Annotated in this window: 18 protein-coding genes; 8 read left to right on the top strand and 10 right to left on the bottom strand. The window is 70.4% G+C overall.

Translation table 11 applies throughout. The annotated features are described in order from the left end of the window. Nucleotides 1-19 precede the first annotated feature (19 nt). From G398_RS0107925 to G398_RS19535, 7 genes are all read right to left on the bottom strand, one after another. Complete coding sequence (locus tag G398_RS0107925; protein ID WP_052571675.1) at nucleotides 20-949, bottom strand: amino acid--[acyl-carrier-protein] ligase; 930 nt, start codon at nucleotides 947-949, stop codon at nucleotides 20-22. After that, nucleotides 946-2,136 carry an acyl-CoA dehydrogenase family protein gene (locus tag G398_RS0107920; RefSeq protein ID WP_043484317.1) on the bottom strand — a complete coding sequence of 397 codons (1,191 nt, stop codon included), beginning with the start codon at nucleotides 2,134-2,136 and terminating at the stop codon, nucleotides 946-948. The genes G398_RS0107925 and G398_RS0107920 overlap by 4 nt, the downstream gene beginning before the upstream one ends. Nucleotides 2,137-2,168: 32 nt before the next feature. Further along, the gene (locus G398_RS0107915) at nucleotides 2,169-2,411 is read right to left on the bottom strand and encodes an acyl carrier protein (protein ID WP_026853197.1); all 243 of its coding nucleotides are present in this window, start codon (nucleotides 2,409-2,411) and stop codon (nucleotides 2,169-2,171) included. A gap of 132 nt (nucleotides 2,412-2,543) precedes the next feature. Further along, nucleotides 2,544-4,274, bottom strand: coding sequence for an alpha/beta hydrolase family protein (locus G398_RS0107910; protein ID WP_026853196.1), 1,731 nt, complete (start codon nucleotides 4,272-4,274; stop codon nucleotides 2,544-2,546). Further along, on the bottom strand, nucleotides 4,274-6,433 hold the full coding sequence (locus tag G398_RS20290; protein WP_084512244.1) for a glycosyltransferase: 2,160 nt from the start codon (nucleotides 6,431-6,433) through the stop codon (nucleotides 4,274-4,276). The genes G398_RS0107910 and G398_RS20290 overlap by 1 nt, the downstream gene beginning before the upstream one ends. A gap of 59 nt (nucleotides 6,434-6,492) precedes the next feature. Further along, nucleotides 6,493-8,445 carry a DUF2334 domain-containing protein gene (locus G398_RS19540; protein WP_052571674.1) on the bottom strand — a complete coding sequence of 651 codons (1,953 nt, stop codon included), beginning with the start codon at nucleotides 8,443-8,445 and terminating at the stop codon, nucleotides 6,493-6,495. After that, nucleotides 8,442-9,230: a DUF2334 domain-containing protein gene (locus G398_RS19535; protein ID WP_052571673.1), complete on the bottom strand. Its 789-nt coding sequence runs from the start codon at nucleotides 9,228-9,230 to the stop codon at nucleotides 8,442-8,444. The genes G398_RS19540 and G398_RS19535 overlap by 4 nt, the downstream gene beginning before the upstream one ends. 366 nt (nucleotides 9,231-9,596) lie before the next feature. Between G398_RS19535 and G398_RS0107885 the strand changes: the two genes are divergently transcribed. From G398_RS0107885 to G398_RS0107860, 5 genes are all read left to right on the top strand, one after another. Then, nucleotides 9,597-11,312: an asparagine synthetase B family protein gene (locus G398_RS0107885; protein WP_026853195.1), complete on the top strand. Its 1,716-nt coding sequence runs from the start codon at nucleotides 9,597-9,599 to the stop codon at nucleotides 11,310-11,312. A gap of 110 nt (nucleotides 11,313-11,422) precedes the next feature. Beyond that, entirely contained in the window at nucleotides 11,423-12,799 is a 1,377-nt protein-coding gene (gene murJ / locus G398_RS17095; RefSeq protein ID WP_052571672.1) for a murein biosynthesis integral membrane protein MurJ, read from the top strand. Continuing rightward, nucleotides 12,792-13,964 carry a CapA family protein gene (locus tag G398_RS19530; protein WP_052571671.1) on the top strand — a complete coding sequence of 391 codons (1,173 nt, stop codon included), beginning with the start codon at nucleotides 12,792-12,794 and terminating at the stop codon, nucleotides 13,962-13,964. Before murJ ends, G398_RS19530 begins: the two co-directional genes overlap by 8 nt. Then, nucleotides 13,961-15,304 (top strand): O-antigen ligase family protein, encoded by a 1,344-nt coding sequence (locus tag G398_RS0107865; protein ID WP_026853193.1) that lies wholly within the window; start codon nucleotides 13,961-13,963, stop codon nucleotides 15,302-15,304. Before G398_RS19530 ends, G398_RS0107865 begins: the two co-directional genes overlap by 4 nt. Continuing rightward, entirely contained in the window at nucleotides 15,301-16,323 is a 1,023-nt protein-coding gene (locus G398_RS0107860) for an ATP-grasp domain-containing protein (RefSeq protein WP_026853192.1), read from the top strand. The genes G398_RS0107865 and G398_RS0107860 overlap by 4 nt, the downstream gene beginning before the upstream one ends. Here the strand turns inward: G398_RS0107860 and G398_RS0107855 are convergent. Together G398_RS0107855 and G398_RS0107850 are read right to left on the bottom strand one after the other, a co-directional pair. Further along, the gene (locus G398_RS0107855) at nucleotides 16,320-16,916 is read right to left on the bottom strand and encodes a sugar transferase (protein WP_026853191.1); all 597 of its coding nucleotides are present in this window, start codon (nucleotides 16,914-16,916) and stop codon (nucleotides 16,320-16,322) included. The two genes, G398_RS0107860 and G398_RS0107855, sit on opposite strands and share 4 nt — an antisense overlap. A gap of 1 nt (nucleotide 16,917) precedes the next feature. After that, a complete protein-coding gene (locus tag G398_RS0107850) occupies nucleotides 16,918-18,075 on the bottom strand; it encodes a DegT/DnrJ/EryC1/StrS family aminotransferase (RefSeq protein ID WP_043484310.1) in 1,158 nt (385 codons plus the stop codon). 123 nt (nucleotides 18,076-18,198) lie between these two features. On the opposite strand from G398_RS0107850, the gene G398_RS17085 reads away from it, so the two are divergent. From G398_RS17085 to G398_RS0107835, 3 genes are all read left to right on the top strand, one after another. Beyond that, the gene (locus tag G398_RS17085; RefSeq protein WP_043484307.1) at nucleotides 18,199-19,365 is read left to right on the top strand and encodes a right-handed parallel beta-helix repeat-containing protein; all 1,167 of its coding nucleotides are present in this window, start codon (nucleotides 18,199-18,201) and stop codon (nucleotides 19,363-19,365) included. 415 nt (nucleotides 19,366-19,780) lie between these two features. Further along, nucleotides 19,781-22,339 (top strand): right-handed parallel beta-helix repeat-containing protein, encoded by a 2,559-nt coding sequence (locus tag G398_RS19525; protein ID WP_052571670.1) that lies wholly within the window; start codon nucleotides 19,781-19,783, stop codon nucleotides 22,337-22,339. Nucleotides 22,340-22,388: 49 nt separating this feature from the next. Further along, complete coding sequence (locus G398_RS0107835) at nucleotides 22,389-23,150, top strand: formyl transferase (protein WP_026853189.1); 762 nt, start codon at nucleotides 22,389-22,391, stop codon at nucleotides 23,148-23,150. Nucleotides 23,151-23,156: 6 nt separating this feature from the next. Here the strand turns inward: G398_RS0107835 and G398_RS17075 are convergent, their stop codons facing one another. After that, on the bottom strand, nucleotides 23,157-25,157 hold the full coding sequence (locus G398_RS17075; protein WP_169720630.1) for a nucleoside-diphosphate sugar epimerase/dehydratase: 2,001 nt from the start codon (nucleotides 25,155-25,157) through the stop codon (nucleotides 23,157-23,159). Between the last annotated feature and the right edge of the window lie 241 nt (nucleotides 25,158-25,398).

Genomic DNA, 25,398 nt, shown 5'->3' with positions numbered 1-25,398 from the left:
TGGAGGCCGGACCCGGCGCTCAGCCGAGCTCCAGGACCTGGCGCACCGAGGCGGGCCAGGCGTCGACCCGGAGGCCGTGCGTCTTGAAGAGGGCCAGCGCGATGCGCTCCAGGCCGAACCCGATGCAGGCGGAGTGGGCGGATTGGCCGTCGGCCGTGCGGATATCGAAGGCCTGGCCGAAGTAGTCCAGGTGGTAGTTGCAGGAGGTGATGGCCGTGGGCTTCTCTTCGGAGCAGATGGGCACCACCAGCTCGAACTTGAGGGTCTGCTCCCGCTGGGTGGCCTTCATCATGCGCCCGCCCCGGCCGAAGAAGGGGTCGTTGGCCACGACGGGCTCCACGTCCAGGCCCGCGGAGCGCAGCATCTCCGCGCCGCGCTCCAGCCAGGCGTCCCGGTGGGACAGGGCCTCGTCCGCCGAGCCCAGCCGCACGTACTCGCGCTGCCGGAAGATCTGCATGCGGGCCGGGTCGTCCGAGGGTTCGTGGCGGAACACGAAGGACTTCAGGTCCACGATGCGTCCCTGCGGGGGCAGGGTGCCCGTGGCCGTGGGGTACAGCGGATAGCAGGCCGCGGGGATGAGCATGACCTCGCTGGCGTCCAGGTCCCGGCTCCAGTCCTCGCCGCCCTCGAACTTCCGCACCAGCTCCGTGTGCTCCAGGTCCCCGCCCAGGAAGCTGTGGACGGAGCCCATGAGGTCCGGGAAGTTGTGGATGTGGTTGATCCGGGCGTAGTGCTCCCGGTTGAAGACGGGGGGGAAGCGCATGACTTCCGGGTCCAGGTGCGCGCCCATGCGGGTGACGAAGACCTCGAACTGGTTGATGACGTGCTCGAAGGTGCCGCTCCGGCCGTACACGCCCTTCACGCCGGAGGGGATGAGGAGCCCGGCGCGGGTCAGCTCGTCGAGGTAGGTCTTGTACGCGTCGGTGGCGACGGGAGCGCACATGGTCATCCCTCCCTTTGCAGGATCTGCATGGTGGAGCTCTGGCCGAGGATGCGGTCGTTGTTGACCATCAGCGCGGCGCCGTAGGCGTCCCGCAGCTGCCGGCACAGGGAGAACTTGGAGTCGTTGCGGTACCCGCTGATGCCGCAGATGAGCATGGCCCGGCCCACGATGTCGATGATGAGCTGGGACGAGACCACCTTGAGGTTGTTGATGCGCAGGGCGAACCCGTAGTTGGACTCGAAGGCCTCCGGGTCCTCCCCAGTCAGCAGCTGCAGGTACTCCGCCACCGCCTGCTGGACACCGGCCCGCATGGAGAAGAGGGCCGTGTCCACCTCCGCCAGGCGCAGCGCTGAGGGGGGGAGGGTGCCCGGAGTCTTGCGGGCCTCGGCCCGCACGAAGCTCCGCGCCCTGGCCACGGCGTCCGCCGCGATGCCCGTCCAGAGCGAGCTCCACACGATGTGGGAGAAAGGATGCATGGTCTTCGCGTGGATCTCGGCGTAGGGCACCGGCAGGATCTGCCCGGCGGCCCCCTCGGCGGTGAGCGTGAAGCCCGAGCTGCAGGTGCCCCGGAAGCCCAGCGTATCCCAGCCGGAGAGGGGCTTGAGCACGCAGCCCTCCTTGCGGACCAGGACGTGGGACTGGTCGCTGCGGCCGGCCTCGGGCGAGCTGCGGCAGGTGACGAGGATGGCGTCGGCGGCCTCGCCGTAGGAGATGACCGGCGCCTGCTTCTCGAGGGTGAAGCGGCCGTCCGCCACGGCCACGGCACAGAGGCTGGACCGGACGTCGCCGCCGATGCCCAGCTCCGTGGTGGCCGAGGCCAGCAGGTACTGGTGGCGCACCAGGTCCCGCAGGTAGTCCCGGAAGGTGGCCGAGCCCAGGGCATGGTGCACGATGCAGGCGACCTGGATCTGGTGCATGGCGAAGATCATGGCGGTGGAGCCGCAGTAGCCCGCCAGGACCTCGCAGAGCTTCGAGAGATCCGCGATGTTCAGGCCCATGCCCCCCAGCTCCGTGGGGACGTAGCAGCTCAGCAGGCGGGCCTCCTTCAGGGCCCGGAAGGCCTCCTCGGGGAAGCGGCCCTCGCGGTCCACTGCCTCCGCGTGGGGGGCGATGGCTTCGCGGCCCAGGTCATGGACCCGCCCGAGGAGGGTCGAAAGGCTCTCTCGCTCCGGCTGCAACGCGGGTTCGCGCATGCCACACTCCTGTCGTCCGGCGGGGGTCCTGATCACGACGCCTTCAAGGCCTCGACCGCCTCGGCGAGGGATTGAATGCTTCCGAAGGTCCTCCGGACCAGCATCCGGTCCGGGAATTCGATGTCGAAGTGATCCTCCAGGGCCAGCATGAGGTTCACCGTGGTCAGGGAGGTGAGCCCGGCCGCGTAGAGGTCCGAACGGTCGGTCAGGACGCTCACGTCCGCGGAGAGCCGGGCGTGCTTGATGACGAGGTCTCGAATTTCGTTCTGAACCATGCAGGACTCACATGAGATCGAAGTGGAAAAATCATGCATTGATACCGAATCCACGGACTTGGTTAGAAGTCTAGGCGCGTGAGGGGACTCTGGCTAGTGGGATTCTTCCGATTCAATCTTTGATTCAATGACTTATTTTTCCATGATCAGTTCCACCACGCGGTCATGGGCCCACACGGGACGGATGGTGTGGTCCACGCCAGGCAGGACGGTCAGGGGGGGGCGGTGGTCCGGCGGCAGGTGGCGCTCCAGGTAGGGGAGGCTCGGGTCCCCCTCGCTGGACACGAGGCGCAGCCGCGTTCCCTTCCCTGCGACGGCCTGGAACAGGGCATCCACCTCGTCCGCGGGGGGACGGCGGTGGAGGCGCGAGACCGCGGCGGCGGCGGTCATCCAGCCCTTGGCGGCGATGGCCCGGAGCACGCCCATGGGGTTGATGCGGCCCGTGAGGAGGCGGCGCCAGCGGCGCAGGTCGAAGAGGGACTCGCCGATGTGGCTGGTGACCCCCGAGGCCCGGGCGTCGTCGTTCCACACGAAGGCCAGGCCGTTGAAGAGCAGGGCCCGCCGCACCGGGCGGCGCGCGGCGAGCTGGATCCCCAGGAACGAGCCGGAGCAGAGGCCCACCGCGTCGATCTCCCCCGCCCCCCGGGCCCGGGCCCAGTCGTAGGCCTGGACCACGTCCTGGATGGCGGATTCGCTGTACATCGCCTCCAGGTCCCGGTGGGGGGTGCTGGTCCCGTCGCTGTCGCCCACATCGCGGACGTCGAAGCGCAGGGAGGGCGTTCCCGCGGCCGCCAAGGCGCGGGCCGCCCGGGTCCAGAGGCGGTTCGGGCCGGACCTCCGGACGCCCCCGGCATTCAGGAAGAGCGTCCAGGCCGCCCCGGGCGCCACCCCGCCCCGCGGCTCGCAGAGGATCCCCGACAGCTCCCCCACCTCGCCGGGGAGCACCACGGGGCGCTCGGCGACTCCGCCCGTCAGCTCGAGCTGCTCCCGCCCCGCGGCGGGGGCCGGTTCCACCCAGCCCGACTCCGCCGTGGCCAGCCAGGACCGCACGGCCGCCTCGATCTCGGGGCGCAGCTCCGAGTGGTACGAGGTCTCGAGCATGGCGCCGAGGCCCGGGGCCGACGACACGGTGACCTCGGCTCCGGCCCGCTCGAAGGCCCCCAGGAGGCTGGGCGGGGCGGCGATGCCGTCCCGGTAGATCACGAGGACCCGCCGCGCTCCACCATCCAGCACCCTCGCTTCCGCGACGAGCTGCTGGAGGGCGGCCACGGTGCGGGGGCCGTAGATGAAGCCGCCGGCCTCCACGGCGCCCTCGGGGAGGGGTTCGGCATCGCCGGGCCGCTGGCCGTAGGCCTTGGCCGCGGTCTGGTGGAAGGCGCGCTCCTCCCGGAGGAAGGCTTTCCCGCTGGCGGGGACGCCCAGAAGGGCCAGGTCGTCCAGGCCCGGGACGCCCAGGGCGAGGAGGCCCCCGCCCCGCACGCCGATGCCGGCGATGCGCCCGAAGCCCCGCTCGCGCAGAGACCGGACCGCGGCCCCCCCCAGGGCGGCGCCATCCGCCACGAGGTCCACCTGGAAGGAGTCGAAAGCGCTGTCACCCAGCGAGGGCCAGTCGAGGCGCAGGACCACGTGCCCCTCCCGCGCCAGGGCGTCCGCAAGGACGCGGAGGGGACGGTAGGCGCAGGTGTCCTCGTAGCCCAGGGGCGGCAGGAGGACGACCCCCATCCCCCGCACGGGACCTTCGACGGGGTCGGGACCGTGCTCCACCACGAAGGCGGGGCCGAGGTAGTAGCGGGACCGGCGGACCCGCCGCCCCGCCTCTCCGGCCCCGGCCGGGGGCTCCTGCCCTGCGGAGGCCTGCGGCATCAGCGTTCCTCCACCCCGACCCCAACTCCGGCGAGGGCCGATGGGGCCAGGCCGGCGCGGGTCCGGGCCGCCACCTCGCCCATGGTGAGGGGCACGACGCCGTAGCGGTCCCGGAGCCCCACGTGGAACCGCAGCAGCTCCTCCAGGTTCGCCAGGTTCTCCTGGAGGCGGGTCCCGAAGTTGTGGGGATGCCACCAGAGGTGGAAGCTCTCGCCGGCCCGGGCCGCGGCGGCCATGGCGCTCTTGATCCGCCGGAGGCGCAGGCCCTCCAGGCGCTCCAGGTAGGGCTGGACCGGGCGCAGGAAGCGGCTGGACGGGCAGTTGACCAGGCCCGCCTCCTCGCCCGGCAGGAAGCCGTTGGAACCGGAGAGGTTCACGTAGTGGTCCAGCAGGCGCGTCATGCGCAGGGGGAGGGACTGGTCCCCGTCCGGGGTCTCGCGGTACATCCAGGCCTTCTCGTTGCCGCGGAAGCAGGTGAAGCCCGCTTCGGCGCAGGCGGGCAGGTAACTGGGGTTGTACTGGTTCCTCGGGAACACGAAGCTCACAGGGCGCTTCGTGAGGCGCTGGATGGAGGCGATGGAGGCCTGGAGGTCCGCCCGGAACTGGGCCTCCGTCTGGCCCTTCTCCAGGCAGAAGTAGTGCGAGAAGGTGTGGCTGCCGAGCTCCTGGCCTTCGCAGTCGAGGATCTGCCGCGCCATGGAGAGCCCGTAGTGGTAGGGGTCGGATCGCTCGTCGTCGCCGATGTCGCCCAGGATCCGGTAGGGGTTCAGGTCCTCCCGCTCGTAGGTGGGGAGCAGGTCCGGCAGGTGGCGGAGGAGATCCTCACGGTTGTCGAAGAGGGACATGCCCACCGCGGCCCAGGTGGCCCGGATCCCGTACTGGCGGAAGAGCTTGAGCATGGCGGGAATGGCCTCGCGCTCGCCCAGGACGTGGTCACCGTAGGAGGCGATGGTCTGCTTGTCGCACATGCCCCAAAGCAGCTCGAAATCCAGCGAGACGATGAAGGCCGGGGCCTGCCTCGGAAGGAAGTGCCGCGTGGCCGCGGAGGTCCGCTGGATCAGCCCCTCCCAGCGGTCCGCGATGCGCTCCTGATCGAAGCGGCTGGCCACGCGCTCCCGTCCCAGGGCGCCCACGCGGGTGCGCGAGTCCGGATCCAGGGCCATCACCTTCAGCATCCGTTCCGCCAGGGCGGCGGGGTCCCGGGGCGGGACGATCCATCCGGAGCGGCCGGACTCGACGAGGTCCTCCACGCCGCCGACGTCCGTGGCCACCACGGGAACGCCCGAGGCCATGGCCTCCATCACCGCATTGGGCAGGCCCTCCCAGGCGGAGGAGAGCACGTAGGCATCCGCCGCCTTCAGGATCCGCGCCACGTCCGTGCGCTTCCCGAGGAACTGCACGGTCCCCGCCAGGCCCCGGCCATCGGCGTCGGCCTGGAGATCCTCCAGGGCCTCGCCGCCGCCCGCGATCCGCAGCCGGAAGCGGGGCTCGGCCCGGGCGCAGCGGGCCGCGGCCTCGAGGAGGGTGGGGTAGTCCTTCGCCGGATTCAGGGTGCCCACGGCAATCCAGAGGAAGGCCTCCGGGGAGACGCCGAGCTCGTCCCGCACCTCCTCGCGGGGGGCGGGTGAGGGGAAGTCGGAGATGAACATGCCGTTGGGGATCACGTGCGTCTTCCTCAAGGTGAGTGCGTGGCGGGAGACCATGTAGTCGATGCCGGCCTGGGAGTTCGAGACGGTGAGGTCGACCAGGGGCTCCGTGTAGCGGTAGACCTTCTCCCGGAACGGAGTCTTGGCGAAGGCGGTGCGGAGGGAACCGAGGATGACCGGGACCCCCGCCAGCCGCCCGCAGAAGCGGCCGGCCAGGTCCGAGTGGTAGCTGAAGCAGATCAGGGTCGTGGGCCGCCAGGCCCGCAGGTAGCGGATGAGGCGGAAGGTGATCGCCACGGGGATCAGGGGCCGGTCCTTGGGGAGGCGGACGGTCTCGCAGTAGTGGTGGGGGATGCCGGCCGCCTGGAGCTCAGGCTCGAAGTCGCTCCCGGGGAAGAGGGAGAGGATCGCCACCCGCCAGCCCCGCTGGCGCAGGGAGGTCGCGATCCGGACCAGCTGGGTCTCGGCCCCGCCCCGGCCCAGCTGATCCGTGAGGAACACGACGTCGTACATTCAGGCTCCGGTGGACGCGGAGGGGACCGGCCGCACGGGGCGGGGAAGCAGGGCCCGGATCACGACGCCCACCTCGGGCGCTGCCGGCGGGCGAGGGTGATGGCCCGGCGGGAGAGGCCCAGGAGGCCGTCCATGATGGAGCGGGGGTGATCGCCCAGGGCCACGGCCTCCTCGAGGGAGATCATCCGGGGCCGCAGCTCCGCCAGCCGCCTCAGGAAGGTGGGCAGGCCGCCCTCCGCGAAGTAGGTGGGGTGATAGCAGAACGTCCACACTCCCGCGGGCAGGGGCCGCATCAGGGCCACCTGCTGGGGGATCCAGAGGGTCCCCTGCCCGTCCATGTAGGGCGCCAGGGCCATGCCGTCGCTGATGACCCGGAGGCCCAGATCCCGCAGGGCCACCACCGTGACCAGGTCGAAGGAATGGGACGGTGCGACCCACACGTCCGGCCGCACCCCCTCCCGGGCGAAGATCTCCATGCCCAGCTTCAGCTTCCGGTACTGCTCCTCGTAGGGCAGGCCGGCGAACTCGCTCTTGGTGGGGAACCCCATGATGCCGGGCTCGGCGTTCACGGCCAGGTGCTGGAAGCCGTGGAGGCCGATGGCCCACCCGCGGGCCTGCCAGGCCCGGACGCGGTCCCAGAAATCGGAGGCGGCCGGACCCGCCACCAGGGCCGGGTCCCGGTTGTCGGGAACCACCGCCAGGATGGGCTTCACGCCCTGGGCGACCAGGGCCTCCTCGATGGGGTTCCAGAGGGACCAGTCCATGGTGGGGCAGATGTCGTCGAAGCGGATCAGGTAGCGGGGCCCCCGCCGGAAGGTCTCCCAGGGGTCCAGGCCCCCGGGCGCCGCCGGGAGGATCTCGGGGACCACGAGGCGGCACAGGGCCTCTTCGGTGTTCCGGGCCAGGGCCCGGAGGCTGAACTGCTCGGCGATGCGGGCCCGGCCCGCGGCGGACCGGGCCGCCCGGGCCTCCGCCGGCTCTCGCAGGAGGCTGGACACCGCCGAGGCCAGGGCCCCGTCATCTCCGAAGGGGCACACGATCCCCAGGTCCCCCACCAGGAGGGGCGCATCCCCCGCGGGCGTGGTGACGCAGGGGACGCCGCAGGCCATGGCCTCGCCCAGCACGTTGGGGAAGCCCTCGTCGGTGGAGGAGAGGACGATCACGGAAAGGGCGTTGTAGGCGGCGGGCATGTCCCCGCAGCCCCCGGGCCAGAGGACGCGGTCGGCGAGGCCCAGGGACCGGGCCTCTGCCCGGAGGCTCTCCGCATGGGCCGTGGGCCCTCCCCCGATGCAGACGAAGCGGGCGTCGGGCCAGGTCCCGGCCAGCCGGGCGGCCATGCGGAGGAAGGTCCGGTGGTCCTTCACGGGGACGAGCCGCCCCGCGATGCCGATGAGGGGAACATCCTCCGGAACGCCCCAGGCCCGCCGCTGGGCCAGGCCCCGGTCCACGTCGGGCCTGAACACGGAGACATCGAACCCGTTGGGGATGACCTGCATGCGCCGGGCCCGCATGCCCATGGCCCGGTAGTTCCGGGCGCCCGCCTCGGAGTTGAAGATGATCAGATCGGTGAAGTGGGAGACCAGCGCCTCCACCCGCATGAGGGCCCGGGAGGTGGGATCGACCGTGGAGAGATCCCGGCTGGTCCGGCGGATCCCCCACACGACGGGTTTCCGCAGGAGCCACCCCAGCAGGAGGAGCGTGAGGTTGCCCTGGAGGTAGCCGTGGAGGACGTCCGGCTGGATCCGCCAGATCAGGTTGAAGAGGCGGGGGAGGGCCGTGAGGTAGCCCAGGACCCCCTGCCGCTTGTGGAGGCTGTGGAGGGTCACTCCCGGCATCGCCTCCACCTCCGGCCACAGCTCGCCACGGTTCCGGTACCCAGGGTCGTAGAACACGGCCAGGTGGACGTCGAAATGATCCCGGCTCATGCCCCGCACGAGCTGGGAGAGCTGGCGCTCGGCCCCACCGGCCGCCAGGGAGTTGATCAGGAAGAAGACGCAGGGTTTCCGATTCATCCGGCCACCGCCCTCCGTTCCCGCATGCGGCGCCGGGCCGACCAGATGGGCCCCAGGATGCGGTGGGTCCAGACGAACTCCGAGAAGCCCCGCCAGCGGTCCGCCAAGGTGAGCCGTCGCCCGGTGTACTCGCGGAGTACCGCGGGCACGTCCGTCAGGCGGGGGGCGTAGGCGCGGAGGGAGGCCGCGAACCGCTCCAGGCGCTCCGGAGTCCAGTGGTTGTGGTGGTTGCACACGGTCCAGACCCCCGCCGGCTTCGGCTGGAAGTCCCAGAGCTGCTGGGGCACCCATGTGATGCCGCCGGCCTCGGTGAAGGGACGGGGCCAGAGGCCGTCGCTGATCACCGTCACGCCCAGCCCCGCGAGAAGCTCCACCGTGACGCGGTCGAAGGAGTGGGAGGGCGCCACCCAGGCGTCCGCCCGCACCCCCTGCTCGGCGAAGATGGCGAGGCCCTTCCGCAGCTTGTCCTCCTGCTCCTCCCTCGGCAGGCCCGCGAACTCGCTCTGGGGGTTCAGCCCGAGCATCCCCGCCTCCCGGTTGACGTAGCGGTGCTGGTACCCGTGGATCGCGATGCAGTAGCCCTGCGCCTGCCACCGGCGCACCCGTTCCCAGAAGTCCGCCCGGGGTGGATCCACCATCAGCTTGGGATCGCGGTTGTCGGGCACCACCGCCAGGATGGGCTTCACCCGGGACGCGGCAAGATGGGCTTCGATGGCCTCCCACACGGCCCAGTTCATGGTGGGGCAGATGTCGTCGAAGCGCAGGAGGTAGCGGCTGTCGGCCATGGCCTTCGCCCTCACCAAGGACGCGGATGGGCCGGTCCGGGACTCCGGAGGCACGGGCGGATGGGGTGCTTCGACCTTCTGCGTGGCGAACACCGGGTGGGCATGGAAGGGATCCTTTTGCGCGTCCGCAGGGGCCTGGCCAGGGCTGGGAGTGGGGGAAGCGGGCATCGGCCTCTGCAAAATCGAGACTCGCTCCCAAGGTTCATCTACCATACATCCTGATGTCAAAAATCGATAGAATGATGGCCATTCATCGGGACTATCCCGGATCGACATCCCCGCCCCAACCCGCCTCCGGCAGCCACAGGAACCCATGACCGCGCCTCCACCCACGCCGGGCCCCCGGATCGTTCCCAGGAGCGGACCATGTCGCACCTGATCCTCGCCTGCTGGCGCGGGCCCGAGGACGCCTTCGCCGAATCCGCCTTGCGCCGCGTGGCCGCTCGCATCACGCCTCCGGGGCTGCCGGACCGGGCCCCGCGGGTGGGGATGGGGGCGCGGGAGGCCGTCTGCCTCGCCGGGCCCACGGCGGCGGCGGCGATGGCCGGGACCTCCGCCCACCTCGGAGCCTTCGCGGGCACCTGGACCGACTGGAACCTGCCGGGCACCCCCGTGCCCGACGGCACCTTCGCCCTCGTCCGTTGCGGGCCCGCCACGGTGGAGCTCTGCAGCGACTTCGCCGGCTCCAGGACCCTCTGGTACGCCTTCTCGGACACCCACCTCCTGGCTTCCACCTCCCAGCGCGCCCTGGTGGCCCTGCTGGGGGACCTGGACTTCAACCGGGCGGCCTTCGCCTGGTTCCTCTCCTCGGGCAACCTGGGACCCTCGGAGGCCTGGGACCGGCGGCTCCACCGCCTGCCGCCCGCCAGCCGGCTCGTCCTGGATCGCGCGCGGTGGCATCTGGATCTGCGCACGGAACCCGCGGCCTTCCACCCGGAGGCCATGACGCCCGACGGGGCCAGGGGTGCCCTGCGCGAGATCCTGCGCGCCGAGCTCGGCCGCTTCGACTTCACTTCGGCCCGCTGGGGCTTCCCCCTGTCCGGCGGCTACGACTGCCGCTTCCTCCTCGCCACCCTGGTGAAGGCCGGCCTCCGGCCGCAGACCATGACCTGGGGCCTGGCGGCCTCCCTGCACCAGCCCGGGAATGACGCCTACATCGCCCAGCGCCTGGCCGCCCACTTCGGCCTGCCCCATGAGTACCTGCTCACCGAGCGGGCTGAACTCCCCCCGGCGGAGGTGGCGGACCGCTTCCTGGCCGCCTGCGGCGGGACCACGGACCAGCTCTTCCCCTACCTGGACGGCCTGGCCATGTGGGCCTCCTTCGCGGAGCGGGGTCTGGACGGCGTGATCCGGGGCGACGAGGGCTTCGGGTGGATCCCCGTGCGCACGATGGAGCACGCCCGGCGGTCCGTGGGCCTCGTCCTCCTGCGGGACTTCCTGGGGGAGGCCGAGGCCGAGGCCCTCTCGGACGGGCGCCAGGCGCTCCCCGAGGCCCTGGCCCCACGGCCCGGGGAGTCCATCGCCGCCTACCGGGACCGCCTCTACCACGCCTACCGGATCCCCGTGGGCCTCGCCGCCCTCAACGACGTCAAGGCGCCCTTCGTGGAGATCGCCAGCCCCCTCCTGGCCCGCGAGGTGCTCAGCTTCGTCCGCCGCATGCCCGACGCCCTCCGCACCGGCAAGGCCGTCTTCCGGGAGATCGCCAAAACCGAAGGCCCGCCCCTGCCCTACGCCACCATGGGCGCCGACGACGACCGGGACGGCTACCTCCACTCGGAGCCCTATGTGCGCTGGCTCCGGGAGGAGCTGGAGAGCCCGGTCCTGGACGCCCTGCTGCCCGCATCCTGGCGGGACCGGCTGGTCGGGGGGCTCCAGGCCGGCTCCTTCCCGGCCCAGTCCTCCCGCTCCGTCAAGGCCCTGCTCAAGCGGATCCTCCCGGGAGCCTGGGTGTCCGCCGCCCGGGCCCGCCTGGGGGCCCCTCCCACGCCGGCCCGCCTGCTGGCCCTCCGCGCGGCGCTCGCGGGCCGGACCCTGCGCCTGCTCCAGGCCGATGCGCGGAGCCTGCGCGGGGAATCGGCGTGAGGCGTGCCGGTGGCCTTGGGAATAAAGTGGATTCCATTCGGGATGGACGCCGTCATTCGACCAACGCACCATTGATGTCATCATGGCAATTCTAGGGGGTCGATCTGGACATGGTGGTGGTCGCCCTTCGACGTGTCTGGTCCCGGCTCCCCCTCGCGGTGGCCAACCGGGAAGTGCTCAAGGCGGTGATCACCGTCGGCGTCTTCACGGTCGGCGTCAAGCTGATCTCGGTGGTCAAGGAGTCGGCCATCGCCGCGGCCTTCGGGACCTCCGACGCCTATGACGCCTTCGTGGTGGCCGCCCTGGCACCCTCGGTGGTGGTGAGCCTCATCTCCAACTCGCTCAACGCGGCGCTCATCCCCACCTACATCGGCACCCGGACCAAGGAGGGCCCCGAGGCCGCGAAGCGCCTCTACGCCACGGTCCTGCTGCTCAACCTGGCGCTGCTGGCGAGCCTGGCCCTCCTCATCGCCCTGAGCACGCCCCGGTGGCTGCCCCTCATCGCCTCGGGCTACGCGCCGGAGAAGCTGGCCCTGGCCCAGCGCCTCGTCTACTGGTCCATGCCCCTGGTGGTGGCGACAGGGCTCTCCACGACCTGGGGCGCCATCCTCAATGCCCAGGAGAAGTTCGGGGTGGTGGCCCTGGCCCCGGCCCTGCAGCCTCTGGCGATCCTCCTAGCCCTGCTGGCCGTCTTCCGGTTCTGGGGCGTGGGGGCCCTGGTGGCCGGCACCCTGCTGGGCGCCGCCCTGGAGGCCGGGCTCATCGGCTACACCCTGTTCCGCCGGGGCCACTCGCTCCTGCCCCACTGGCACGGCCTCACAGAGTCCGTCCGCGCGGTCCTGGCCCAGTACGGGGCCACCATCAGCGGGGCCTTCCTCATCACCTCCATGTCCCTGGTGGACCAGGGCATGGCCTCCATGCTGGGGCCCGGGAGCAACAGCGCCTTGAGCTACGGCATGAAGATCCCCACGGCCTTCGCGGGCCTGGGCATGGGGGCCCTGGGCACGGCGGTGCTGCCCCGCTTCTCCCAGCTCGTGAGCGATGAGAACTGGGTGGAGTTCCGGCGGACGCTCTGGAAGTACCTGCTCCTCGTGGGGGCCCTGAGCATCCTGCTGGCCTGCCTCCTGGCATTGGGCTCCACGTTCATCACGACCCTGCTCTACGAGCGCGGCCGCTTTTCGTCCCAGGACACGGGCCTGGTGTCGCGGATCCAGATGTTCTACCTGCTGCGCCTGCCCATCCCCATCACCGCCACCCTGCTGGTCCGGGCCCTCAACGCCATGCGGGCCAACCAGGTGCTGGCGGCCATCGCGGTCCTCCAGGCCATCCTCAACGCCATCCTCGACTGGGTCTTCATGCAGCGCATGGGAGCCCCGGGAATCGCCGCGGCCTCCCTGGGCGTGTCCATGGTCGCGTTCACCTGTGTGTCCCTGTCTGTCTGGTGGCTGCTGCGCAAGCGATGCCAGGGGGTGGCCAGCCATGGGTGAGCCGGAGGTCCGCATCTTCGTCGGCGGGGACATCTGCCCCATCGGCCGCATGGAGGCCCCCTTCGCCGCGGGGCAGGGCGAGCCCATCTTCGGGGACGTGCTGGACCTGGTGCGGAGCTGCGACTTCGCGGTGGCGAACCTGGAGTGCCCGCTGGTGGACGGGCACCCGGTCCCGGCCGCGAAATCCGGCCCCAACCTCCGGTCCGTAACCAGGGCTGCAGAGACCCTGCGCCGGAGCGGGTTCGGGGCCGTGGGCCTCGCCAACAACCACATCATGGATTTCGGGGTCCCGGGCCTGGAGAGCACCCTGGCCGCCTGCGCTGCCGCGGGCCTTTCCACCTTCGGGGCCGGCGCCTCCCTGGTGGAGGCCCGCCGGCCCCTCATCGTGGAGCTGAAGGGCCTCCGCGTGGCCTTCCTGGCCCTGGCCGAGGACGAGGGCTGCCTGGCCGCAGCCTCGCGCCCCGGGGCCAGCCCGGCGGATCCCATCTGGGTGGTCCGCACCCTGGCGGAGCACCGGGGGCGCTTCGACCGGCTGGTGGTCCTCCTGCACGGGGGCACGGAGGGCTTCCAATACCCGGCGCCCTGGCTGCGGGAGGCCTGCCGCTTCCTGGTGGAGCAGGGGGCGGACGTGGTGGCCTGCCAGCACTCCCACTGCGTGGGGTCCATGGAGGTCCACCAGGGCGGGACCATCCTCTACGGGCAGGGCAACTTCATCTTCGACTACGCAGGCCACGGGCCCCTGGGCAGCCGGGGCCTGGGGCTGGTCCTGACCTTCCGCCCCGGACAGCCCGCCGAGGTGGCCCTGCATCCCATCGAGCAGGTGCCTGGCGGAAGCGGCGTCCGCCGGTCCTCCGGCGCCGGCGCGGAGGCCACCCTGGCCCTGCTGCGGGAGCAGTCGGAGGTGCTGGCGGATCTGACGCGCTACCGGCAAGTGTGGCGGAGCTACTGCGCGGAGCGCCGCGCCGGGTTCCTCACGCGGCTCTTCGGCTTCGGCCGCTGGCTCCAGCGCCTGAACCGGCGCGGCTGGCTGTTCCGGCACCTGACCAGGGCCGACCTGCTGCGGATCCACAACCTGGTCAGCTGCGAAAGCCACCGAGAGGCCCTCCGGACCTCGCTGGACGGTATGATCGACCGGGCGGACCCGCGGGAGGGAGGGCGAGGATGAGCGAATCCCGCGCGACCGATCTCCCCGGGCGGGCGCCCCGGCCCTGGGCGCCGGAGGTGGTTCTGGATGAGGTCCCCCACAAGGTTGGTGGTTCCAGCTACGAGCTGCGGGGGACCTGGGCCTTCGTGACCTGGGGCTCCATGCTCACCGTCGCCCTCGTCCCCTTCACCAACGTGTTCCTGCCCAGGACGAACCAGCAGTACTCCGTCATGAGCGTGACCTGGCTGTTCTTCTGGGCCTGCCTCCTGCTCTCGCCACGGGTCCTGAAGCGGGGCTTCACGCCCATCCTGGTCTGGATGACGGTCCTCTTCGGCACCCGCTACGTCTACGGATCGCTGCTCTCCACGCTTCCGGAGCAGATGGCCAATTCCACGGCGAGCATGATCCGGCCCATGTTCTGGGCCTGGATCCTGGCCGCCATCCTGCGGGAGGACCGGCTCAGGCGCCGGGCCTGCGACGTGTTCCTGGCGGGCAGCGCCCTGGCGGGCCTCCTCCACCTGGCGGGCATCGGAACGGACACCCCCATCGTCGAGGCCCTGGGCTCCCAGCGCATCTCCGCCTTCGAGCAGAATGCCAACGTGCTCGGCGTCATCTACGCCACGGCCTTCGTCATCGCCGTGGCGGGAGTGATCCAGCCCGGGCCGGAACGCGGCTGGTTCCGGCGGACGCTCTACGTGGGGCAGGGGGGCCTCGTCGCGGCGGGCCTCCTCCTGACCGGATCGCGCACGGCGGCCCTCTTCGCGGCCTTCGGGGTCGTGGCCCTGGTGGCCATCGAGGCGAGGCGGGCCCGCTGGTCCGCGCCCGCCACCCTGGCGGCGGTCCTCCTCGTGGGCACGCTCCTGGGCGGGGGCCTGATCCAGTCGGTGCTCGGAAAGCGGTCCGAGCGCGTGTCGGTCCAGTCGGTCGAGGGGGTCGGCAGCGAGGACCGCGCGCGCATGGCCCCGGTGCTCGTGGACCAGTTCCTGCGGTCCCCGATCTACGGCCTGGGGCCCGAGAACTACCGGGTGGAGCTCGGCCACCGCTCCGGAACGTCGCATTCGGAGAGCGGCATCGTGGCCCACAACCAGCTGGCCATGTTCGCGGTGGAGATGGGCCTCTTCGGCATCGTCCCCTTCCTGGCCATCTGCGGCCTCCTCCTCTTCCAGTCCTGGCGCATCAGGGAAGCCGAGGGGGGCCTCCCCTTCGCCCTGGCGCTGGCCTGCGTCGTCACGGCCACCACCACCGCGAACATCGCCTTCCACTGGCACTTCCACTTCATCGTGGGATTCGTGGCGGGGGCCTACAGCGCCTTCCGGCTACGCCAGGCCAGGGATCTCCCCTTCGAGGGGGAGGAGGCATGATCATCGGCCTGAGCGACCGCATGCGGCGGAAGCCCGCGGACTGGCGGGGGGAGTTCGAGCGGGCCTGCGGGGCCCTGGGCCTGGAGGCCCGGAGCGTACCCGTGGACCACCAGGGGTGGATGGAAGCGGTCCGGGCCGTGGATGCCTTCGTGTGGCGCCCCACCATGGGCGACCCGAGCGAGATGGCCGAGATCCGCACCAAGATCCCCCTCATCGAGGCCATGGGGATCCCCTGCTTCCCCAACTCCCTCATGCTCTGGCTCTACGACGACAAGATCCGGGAGACCTTCTTCCTGAAGGCCCATGGCCATCCCGTGCCGGAGACCTTCGTCAGCTTCAGCGAGGAGGAGTCGCGGAGCTACCTGGAGGGCGCCGCCTACCCGCTCATCGCCAAGACGCACATGGGAGCCTCCGCCTCCGGCGTGGTCCGGCTGGATGGCCGGGCCCAGGCCCTGCGCCTCCTGGAGGGGGTCTTCCGGAGGGAGAGCCTCTGGGAGCGGGCCCTGGGGCGGTTCCACTACCTGCCCCGCCTGGCGAAGGGCGACTTCCTGCTGGCCCGGAAGTACCGGTACCAGAACGCCTGCCCCCGGTATTCCTACCTCCAGGAGTTCATCCGCACCGATTCGGACTGGCGCATCACGACCCTGGGGACGGACCTCGTCTCCGTCTTCGTCCGGCGGAACCGGCCCCACGACTTCCGCGCCAGCGGCAGCGGGCTGTGGGAGATGGTGGAGCCCGCGGACCTGCCCGCGGAGGCCTGCGACCTCGCCCTGGAGATCAGCCGCCGGCACGGGTTCACCTCCATGGCCTACGACTTCATGAAGGGGCCGAAGGGCTGGGTCATCGGGGAGATCTCCATGACCTTCGTGCTGAACGAGGTCTACACCCGGACCCTCTTCCGCCGGACCCCGGGCGGGTACGTGAAGGAGGCGCCCGTCCCCATCGGCGTCATGCACCTCTCGGCCCTGCTGGAAGCCCGGGAGGCCGGCACGGCCATTCCCCGCTGGCCCATGGCCTAGATCCGGTCCACCGGCCACAATCCCAGCGTGGCCAGGATCACCTTGAGGTTCCGCAGGAGGCCCGCCCGGGCTGCGTAGTCGAGGTTGATGCGGATCTTGTCCGGGAGGATGGTCCCGATGTAGTGGGCCTCTGGATCCTCGCGGCCCTCCAGCAGGTCGCTCTCGTTGCGGTAGGCGATGGAGGCCAGGTCCGTGATGCCCGGGCGGAGCTCCAGCACCCTCCGCTGGGCCTCGGTGTAGAGGTCCACGTAGCGCGGCACCTCGGGGCGCGGCCCCACGAGGCCCATGTCGCCGGCCATGACGTTCAGCAGCTGGGGCAGCTCGTCGAGCTTCCAGCGCCGCAGCCAGGCCCCGGTCCGCGTCACCCGCGGGTCGCCGCCCACCGTGAGCGACCTCCCGGTGCGATCCGCATCCACCACCATGGTCCGGAACTTCCAGATCCGGAACGGCCGCCCCTGCCGGCCCACGCGCACCTGGCGGTAGAAGACGGGGGCGCCGTCCGCCAGGCGGATGGCCGCGGCGATGAGGAGCAGCGCCGGGGACAGCAGCAGCAGGCCGAGGCTTGCGGCCAGGAGGTCGAAGAGGCGGATCATGTCAGGCGCGGTTCGCGTGGAGGATGTCCTCGAGGGCCCCGCAGACATCCGCGACATCGCGGTCCGTGAGGCCGGGGTGGAGGGGGAGGCTCAGCATGCGTCCGAAGGCGTCCGCGGCCACGGGGCAGTCCCCGGGCTGGTAGCCGTACTTCTCCCGGTAGTAGGGGTGCATGTGCACGGGGAGGTAGTGCACGGAGGTGCCGATCTGGCGGGCCTTGAGCTCCTCGATGACGGCGCCCCGGTCGATGCGGAGCTGGTCCGGCCGCAGGCGGAGCACGTAGAGGTGCCAGCTGGATTCCACCTCCGGGCGCTCCACCGGCAGCTCGAGGCAGCCCAGGCGTCCCAGCCGCGCGCCGTAGGCCGCCACCACCTCCCGCCGCCGCCGCTGGAAGGCCTCCAGCCGGTCCAGCTGGTGGAGGCCCAGAGCCGCCTGGATGTCCGTCATGTTGTACTTGAAGCCCGGGAGGACCACCTCGTAGTACCAGGAGCCGCTCCGGTCGAAGCGCTTCCAGGCGTCCCGGTTCATGCCGTGGTGGCCGAAGACGCGGGCCCGCTCCACCAGCTCAGGATCGCCGGTGAGGCAGCCGCCCTCGGAGGTGGTGATGTTCTTGGTGGCGTAGAAGCTGAAGGCCGCCAGGTTGGACCGGGAGCCCACGAGGGCGCCGCGGTACCGGGCGGAGATGGCGTGGGCGGCGTCCTCCATCACCTGGAGGCCGTGGCGCTCCGCCAGCGCGAAGAGGGCGTCCAGGTCCACGGGATGGCCGGCATAGTGGACCGGGAGGATGGCCCTGGTCCGGGGCGTGATGGCGCGGGCGGCGGCCTCGGGATCCAGGTTCAGCGTGTCGGGGCACACGTCCACCAGGACTGGCTTCGCCCCCACATGCTCCACCACGTTGGCGGTGGCGCAGAAGGTCATGGAGGGGACCAGCACCTCGTCCCCGGGCCCCACGCCCAGGGCCAGGAGACCCACATGCAGGCCCGCCGTGCAGGAGTTGAGCCCCACCACCGCGGGCGCGCCGAAGTAGTCCCTCAGCTTCGCCTCGAAGGCCTTGGTCTTGGGGCCCGTGGTGATCCAGTCGGAGCGCAGGGTGTCCATCACCTCCGCGCGCTCCTCGTCACCGATGGCGGGCGGGCTGAAAGGCAGGAAGGTCTCCCTCATGAATTTCCTTTCTGATCGCAGAATGGTATCGATTTATTCTGTCGGCATGATTGTGGCACAAGGACAGAAAACCATCACGATGGCCATGGTTGTTTCGGGACAGCCGGGCTATCCTGGCCTCCCATGACACCCCCCAGGCCCCCGCTCCGGCTGCTGGCCGCGGCCCTCCTGGCCATGGCCGCCCCGGGCGGCGCCCGCCCTCCGGATCCGCCCGCCCGGACCTGCGTGCCGGCCCCCCGCTCCGCCCTGGTGGTGGATGTGCGGAGCCCGAGGATCGGGGCCCGGGGGGACGGCCTCGCGGACGACACCCTCGCCCTCCAGCGGGCCGTGGATGCCGTGGCCGGCTCCGGGGGGACCGTGAGCGTCCCGAAGGGGGTCTACCTGGTGAACGCCCTGGTCTCCCTGCGCCTGAAGAGCGACATGACCCTGGCCCTGGCCCCCGGGGCCGTCCTGAAAGCCATCCCCAACGGCTCGGCCCACTCCAGCATCCTCCGCGTCGCGCAGGTGGAGCGAGTGGCCATCACCGGCGGCGTCCTCCAGGGCGAGCGGGCCGGGCACACGGGCCGGGGCGGCGAGTGGGGGCACGGGCTCACCCTCTCGCAGGCCCGGAGCGTGGTGGTGGCCGGGGTGACCGTCCGGGACTGCTGGGGCGACGGCTTCTACGTGTCCGGCAGCGAGGACGTGACCTTCTGCGGGGTGGTGGCGGACCACAACCGGCGGCAGGGCATGTCCATCACCAGCGGAAAGCGCGTGGTGGTGCGGGACTCCGTCTTCCGGAACACGGCGGGCACGCTGCCCGAGGACGGGCTGGACATCGAACCCAACCCCGGCGACCTGGTGGAGGATGTCCTCATCACGGGCTGCCGCTTCGAGGGCAATGCCGGCTACGGCCTGGAGATCGGCGTGCCCCAGGCCCACACGGGCCGGGCCTGGATCTCCCGGGTGGTGGTGGAGCGCTGCGCCAGCACGGACAACGGAGCCCGCACCCTCAGCCCCTCGCCGAGGGCCGGCATCGCCGTCTCCAATTGCGCCGGTGTGCGGATCACCGACACCCGCGTGTCCGGGAACGGCCTGGGCATCCTGCTGCGGAACGGAGCCGACCGCAGCACCCTGCGGGGCAATTCGATCACGGGCAACGCCGGGGACGGCATCGTCCAGTACCTCTGCAAGGGCAATGTCATCAGCGGCAATACCGTGACCGGGAACGGCGGGCGGGGCATCCATTCCCCGGATTCGGATGAGACGGGCATCTCGCGGAACACCCTATCGGGGAACGGACCGGGGCGCTGAGGCGCCGGCCGGAAGGGGTCGCGGAGGCATCCAGGCCTTGGAAGGCCCGCGACTCGATCTCGGAAAGCGACCAAAACCGGGATTGAATGACCCATTCAATCCCGAAAAAGACCACATCCATTCACATGGTCTTAGATAAAAACGATGTGAAAAAAATTAAAGCAATGCCGGCGCCTTTCCAAAAGGACTAAGGCTTCCGAAGCCGTGTCAAAGGGCCCATCAGCCTCGTGCGGGCAGGAAAAGAACGTCTAAACAAGGATCCTTACAAGTGTCGGGATCCACCTGATACTTGTTCCAGCGTTGCCAGGTCCGGTTTGCCCGGACCGTGTGCAGAAGCTCGAAATTCCGGTGAAACCAAAAAGCCGGGCTTCACTCCCGAGGACTCCCCCGGGCGTGACCCCATGCAGGAGTGGCCATGTTTCGACAGGCGGCGGTAGCTGTACTCATCCTTTCCTTCATCGCATGCGGCGGCAGCGGGTCCGGCGGCGGATCGTCGGCCAGCTCCGCACCCCCCACGGCGGCCATCACCGTGACGCCCGCCTCCACGGACATGGATCCCGGCGGCAGCCAGACCATCACCGCCCAGGGATCCGGCACCTCCACCGGCACCCTGGTCTGGAGCGTGGACAACGTGGTGAACGGGAATGCCACCGTCGGCACCATCAGCGGGAGCGGGAGCACCGTCACCTACTCGGCGCCCACCACCGAAGGCACCCACCTCCTGGTGGCCTCCTCCACGACCACCGACAGCAAGACGGTGGGCAGCGGCTCCACCCGGATCCGGGTCCGGAACGGGCAGGTCAGCCTCGTCCTGTCCCCCTCCACGGCCACCCTCGCCGCCGGGGCCACCCAGTCCTTCACGGCCACCGTGTCCGGCACCACGAACACCGCCGTGACCTGGACCGTGGACGGCGTGGTCAACGGGAATGACACCGTGGGCACCGTCACGGGCAGCGGAACCACCATCATCTACGCCGCTCCAGTCACCTCGGGCACCCATACCCTGACCGCCACCAGCCAGGCCAACAGCGCGAAGAGCGACTCCTCCACCATCACGGTCCAGGGCAGCACGGCCCCGGCCCCGGTCAGCGTGGCCTTGGACCCGACCACCACCAGCCTGGCCACCGGCGCTTCCCAGTCCTTCTCCGCCACGGTATCCGGCTCCACGAACACCGCCGTGACCTGGACCGTGGACGGCATCGCCAACGGCAACAGCACCGTCGGCACCATCAGCGGCTCGGGCAACACCGTCACCTACACGGCCCCCGGCGCATCCGGCAACCACAGCGTGGTGGCCACCAGCCAATTGGATCCCTCCAAGGGCGCCAGCGCCGCGGTGACGGTCACCAGCACGCCCACCGTGAGCGTCTCCGTCACCCCCGGCACCGCCAGCCTGGCCACCGGCGCCTCCCAGTCCTTCTCCGCCACGGTGTCCGGTTCCACGAACACCGCCGTGACCTGGACCGTGGACGGCATCGCCGGCGGCAACGGCACCGTGGGCACCCTCAGCGGCACTGGGAACACTGTCACCTACACGGCCCCCGCCACCTCCGGCACCCACAAGGTGGCGGCTACCAGCCAGGCCGACCCGACCAAGAGCGGTTCCGGCACGGTGACGGTCATGGCTCCAGCCGTGGTCGGCGTCTCCGTGACCCCCGGCACCGCCACCCTGGCCCCGGGCGCCTCCCGGTCCTTCTCCGCCACGGTGTCCGGCGCCACGAACACCGCCGTGACCTGGGCCGTGGACGGCATCGCCAACGGCAACAGCACTGTGGGCCTCATCAGCGGCTCGGGGAACACCGTCACCTACACGGCCCCCGCAGTCATCGGCAACCACAGCGTGGCGGCCACCAGCCAGGCGGATCCCACCAAGAGCTCCTCGGCCTCGGTGACCATCAGCGCCAGCTGCGCCCCGGCCCCCGCGTCGTCCCTGGTGGTCAACGCCAAGGACCCGCTCTACGGCGCCAAGGGCGATGGCGTCACCGACGACACCGCCGCCCTCCAGAAGGCCGTGAATGCCGTGGCCGGGACCGGAGGCACCCTCTACGTGCCGGACGGCACCTACATGGTGAACGCCCTCAGCTCCGTCTACCTGAAGAGCAACATGACGCTCTCCATGTCCTCCGGAGCCGTCCTGAAGGCCATCACCAACGGCGCGTCCAACTACGCCATCGTCCTCGTATCCAATGTGAGCCAGGTGAACATCCTCGGCGGTACCATCCTCGGGGAGCGCAGCACCCACACCGGCACCACCGGCGAATGGGGCCACGGCCTCTCCATCAAGGGGTCCAGCCAGGTCGTCGTGGACGGCGTCCTGTCCAGGGACTGCTGGGGGGACGGGTTCTACGTGTCCGGCAGCTCCTCCATCACCATCTGCAACGTCACGGCCGACCACAACCGCCGGCAGGGCCTGACCATCACCAGCGTGAACGGCATGGTGGTGAGGAACAGCACCTTCAAGAACACAAGCGGAACCCTGCCTGAAGACGGGATCGACATCGAGCCCAACCCCGGCGAGACCGTGAACAACGTCCTCATCACCGGCTGCAGCGTCACGGGCAACTCCGGGTTCGGCATCGAGATCGGCGTGCCGCTCTCCTACACGGGCCAGGCCTGGATCACGGGCGTGGTGGTGGACGGCAACACCTGCACGGGGAACGGCGTCAACACCCTCAGCACCTCGCCGCGGGCCGGCATCGAGGCCTCCAACACCCCCGGACACACGATCACCAACAACATCAGCTCGAGCAATGGGCTCGGCATCCTGCTCCGGAACGCGGCCAACAACTTCACCGTCTCCGGCAACACCGTGGCCCAGAACAGCTCCGACGGCATCCAGGTCTACAGCACCGGCGGCAACGTCATCACGGGCAACACCGCCAAGAACAACGCCCGCTACGGGATCTACTCCGTGGACAACACCAGCATCACCATCAGCAACAACACCCTCTCCGGGAACGGCATCGCTCCCTGAGAACCGGCCGCCGGGCCGGGGTGGACCGTCGTGCTAGCTTGAACGGTACATGCCTTCGATCGTCGCGCTCACCAACGGTTCACCCCACGCCTGGATCGTCATCAACGCCGTCGTGGAACACTTCGGCCCGATCACCGTCCTCACGGAGGGCAGGGAACACCGATGGAAACTGGCCCGTCGCCGCCTCAAGCGGCACGGGCCATTCACATGGGCCGGACAGATCGCCTTCGTGTTCCTCCAGCGGGCCATCGCGAGGCGGAGCCGGGCCCGGGTCGCCGAGATCATCCGGGAGCACGGACTCGATCCCGCGCCCAATCCGCGTTGCGAGGTCCTCCCTGTGGGATCCGTCAACGATCCGGCCTGCCGGGAGCTCCTGGCGCGACTGCGCCCCGACGTGGTGTTCGTCATCGGCACGCGGATCATCCGGGCCGCGACCCTGGAGGCCATCCAGGCCCCCCTGCTGAACCTCCATGGGGGCATCACCCCCAAGTACCGGGGACAGGCCGGCGGCTACTGGGCCCTGGCCCAGGGCGATGCCGGCCACGCGGGCGTGACGGTCCACCTGGTGGATGCGGGCGTGGATACCGGGGACGTGCTCTACCAGGCCCCCATCAGGCCGAGCCGCCGGGACAACTTCTCCACCTACTTCTACCTCCAAGCCGCGGCCTTCCGGCCCCTGGCCCTGCGGGCCATCCGGGACGCCCTGGAAGGGACGCTCAGGCCCTTCCAGCCCGGACTCCCCTCGCAGCTCTACCACCACCCCACGCTCTGGGGCTACCTCTGGACCGGCCTCTCCTCCGGGGTCTGGTAGCCCCTGCTAGTTGAAGAGGGGAACCTCCACGGACACCGGAGGCGAGGCGCTGGAATCCCCGACGGCGTAGCGGCCCAGGCCCAGGGAGGAGGGCTGGTAGCTCGGCACGAGTCCCTTGAAGCAGCGGAGCATCTCCTGCTGGCGCTGGCCCTCCGGAAGGTGGATGGCCTCCCGGAGGCGCCGCAGGGAGAGGTCCAGGAGCGTGGGGTCGTGGGGGTACTGCACCGCCTCGAAGACCTTCGCCTGGGCGTCCGAAGCACCCTGCTCCCCGTCCATGAAGAGCTCCTCGTAGAGCTTCTCCCCGGGCCGCACGCCCGTGAAGCGGATGTCGATGTCGATGCCCGGGGAGAGGCCCGAGAGGCGGGCCATGTCCATGGCCATGTCCACGATCTTGACGGGCTCGCCCATGTTGAGGACGAAGGTCTTCCCCGTCTGGCCGAGGACGCCGGCCTGGAGCACGAGCTGGCTGGCCTCGGGGATGGTCATGAAGTAGCGGGTCATGTCCGGGTGGGTCACCGTGATGGGCCCGCCGGTCTTGATCTGGTCCCGGAACAGGGGGATGACGCTGCCGCGGCTGCCGAGCACATTCCCGAAGCGGACGCTCACGAAGCGGCGGCCCTCCGGGGCCTCGTCCGCGGCCTGGAGGACCAGGGACTCCGCGATCCGCTTGGACACGCCCAGCACGTTCGTGGGATTCACGGCCTTGTCCGTGGAGATGTTGACGAAGATCCGCGTGTCCGCTGCCAGGGCGGCCCTCAGGACATTGAGGGTGCCGAAGATGTTGTTCTCGATGGCCTCCTCGGGGTTCCGTTCCAGGAAGGGCACGTGCTTGTGGGCCGCGGCGTGGAAGACGATCTGGGGGTTGCAGGCCTCGAAGGCCCGCTGGAGCCGGAGTGTGTTGCGGATGTCGCAGAGCTCCACGGCGAGGTTCAGTCCCGGGAAGCGCTGGTGGAGCTCCCGCTCCACCTCCCACAGGCTGTTCTCCCCCCGGCCCAGGAGGACCAGGCGGCCGGGCCGGAAGGGGGCCACCTGCCGGGCCAGCTCGCTGCCGATGGAGCCGCCCGCGCCGGTGATGAGCACCACGGAGCCCTCCACCTCCTGGCTGATGGCGCCGAGGTCGAGGGAGACGGGCTCCCGCCGCAGGAGGTCCTCGATGGCGATGTCGCGGAGCTCGGGCTTCCAGGGGCGGTCCCCGATGAGGTTGAAGATGCCCGGTACGGTCTTGACCCGCACGCCTTCGGTCTGGAGGAGGTCACTCAGCTCCTTCAGCTTGGTGCCGGGGGCCCGGGGCATGGCCAGGATCACCTGGGTGGCCTGGCGCTCCTTGAGGAAGACGGGCAGGAGGTGGCTGTGGCCGAGGACCGGGATGCCGTGGATCCGGACTCCCTGCTTCTCCAGGGCGTCATCCACGAAGCCCACCACCTCGCAGAGGAGCTGGGGGTTCGCCCGCAGCTCCTGGCAGAGCGCCGCGCCGGCGCGGCCGGCGCCCACGATGAGGGTCCGCTGCACCATCCGGCCTGGATCCACGGTGCCCGCGGCCTGGGCCATGGCGTAGCGGCGCCGGGAGAGGCGCTGGTAGTAGGCCACGAAGACGAGGCGCAGCGTGAGCCACAGGGGACAGGTGATGAGCCCCGCCACCAGGAGCAGGTTGTGCGACTCGAGGTCGAGCCCCAGCCGGTCTCCGAAGGCCGAGGCCAGGGTGAGCCCCGCCACCATGACCACGGTGCCGAAGATGAAGGACTCGGCCTCCTCGATGGCCAGCAGGCGGAAGTGCTGGCCCGTGTAGCGGAAGGCCAGGTTCACCACCATGGCGAAGGCCATCCAGGAGAAGGTCCCGTAGAGCGTGGGCAGGTTCTGGCGCACCAGGCTGGCCGCCACGACCCAGGCCAGGGCCGCCACGCCGGCATCCAGGATCAGCTTGCAGGCCTGACGTATTGCCGGTCGCTTCAGGAGCTCCGACGACCCCAAAGGCTCGATGTCAGGAGATGGCTGAGTATTCTCATGCATGGTGTACTCAGAATGAAGGAATTTAACAATACAGCTTCTGGAAAGATAAGCAATAGGTTTAAAAAAATGTTTATGGAGTTCCAGACAAGGCCTCTCGGCACTGAGCCTCGGCACGCACGCGGGGGTGGGTTCCAGCCCCATCAGCAGCCCTGCCGGGGGCTCCGACCCACCTGAGCAGACTCGAACCGCATCCCGCTTCGCGGTCTGCCGGTCCCGCTCCCGGCCCTCCCCCGGAGGGCCT

Origin of the sequence: Geothrix fermentans DSM 14018 (assembly GCF_000428885.1) — a bacterium.
GTDB classification, from domain to species: domain Bacteria; phylum Acidobacteriota; class Holophagae; order Holophagales; family Holophagaceae; genus Geothrix; species Geothrix fermentans.
Note: the sequence above shows the minus strand (reverse complement) of the source record. Positions and strands in the feature narration are given on the sequence as shown.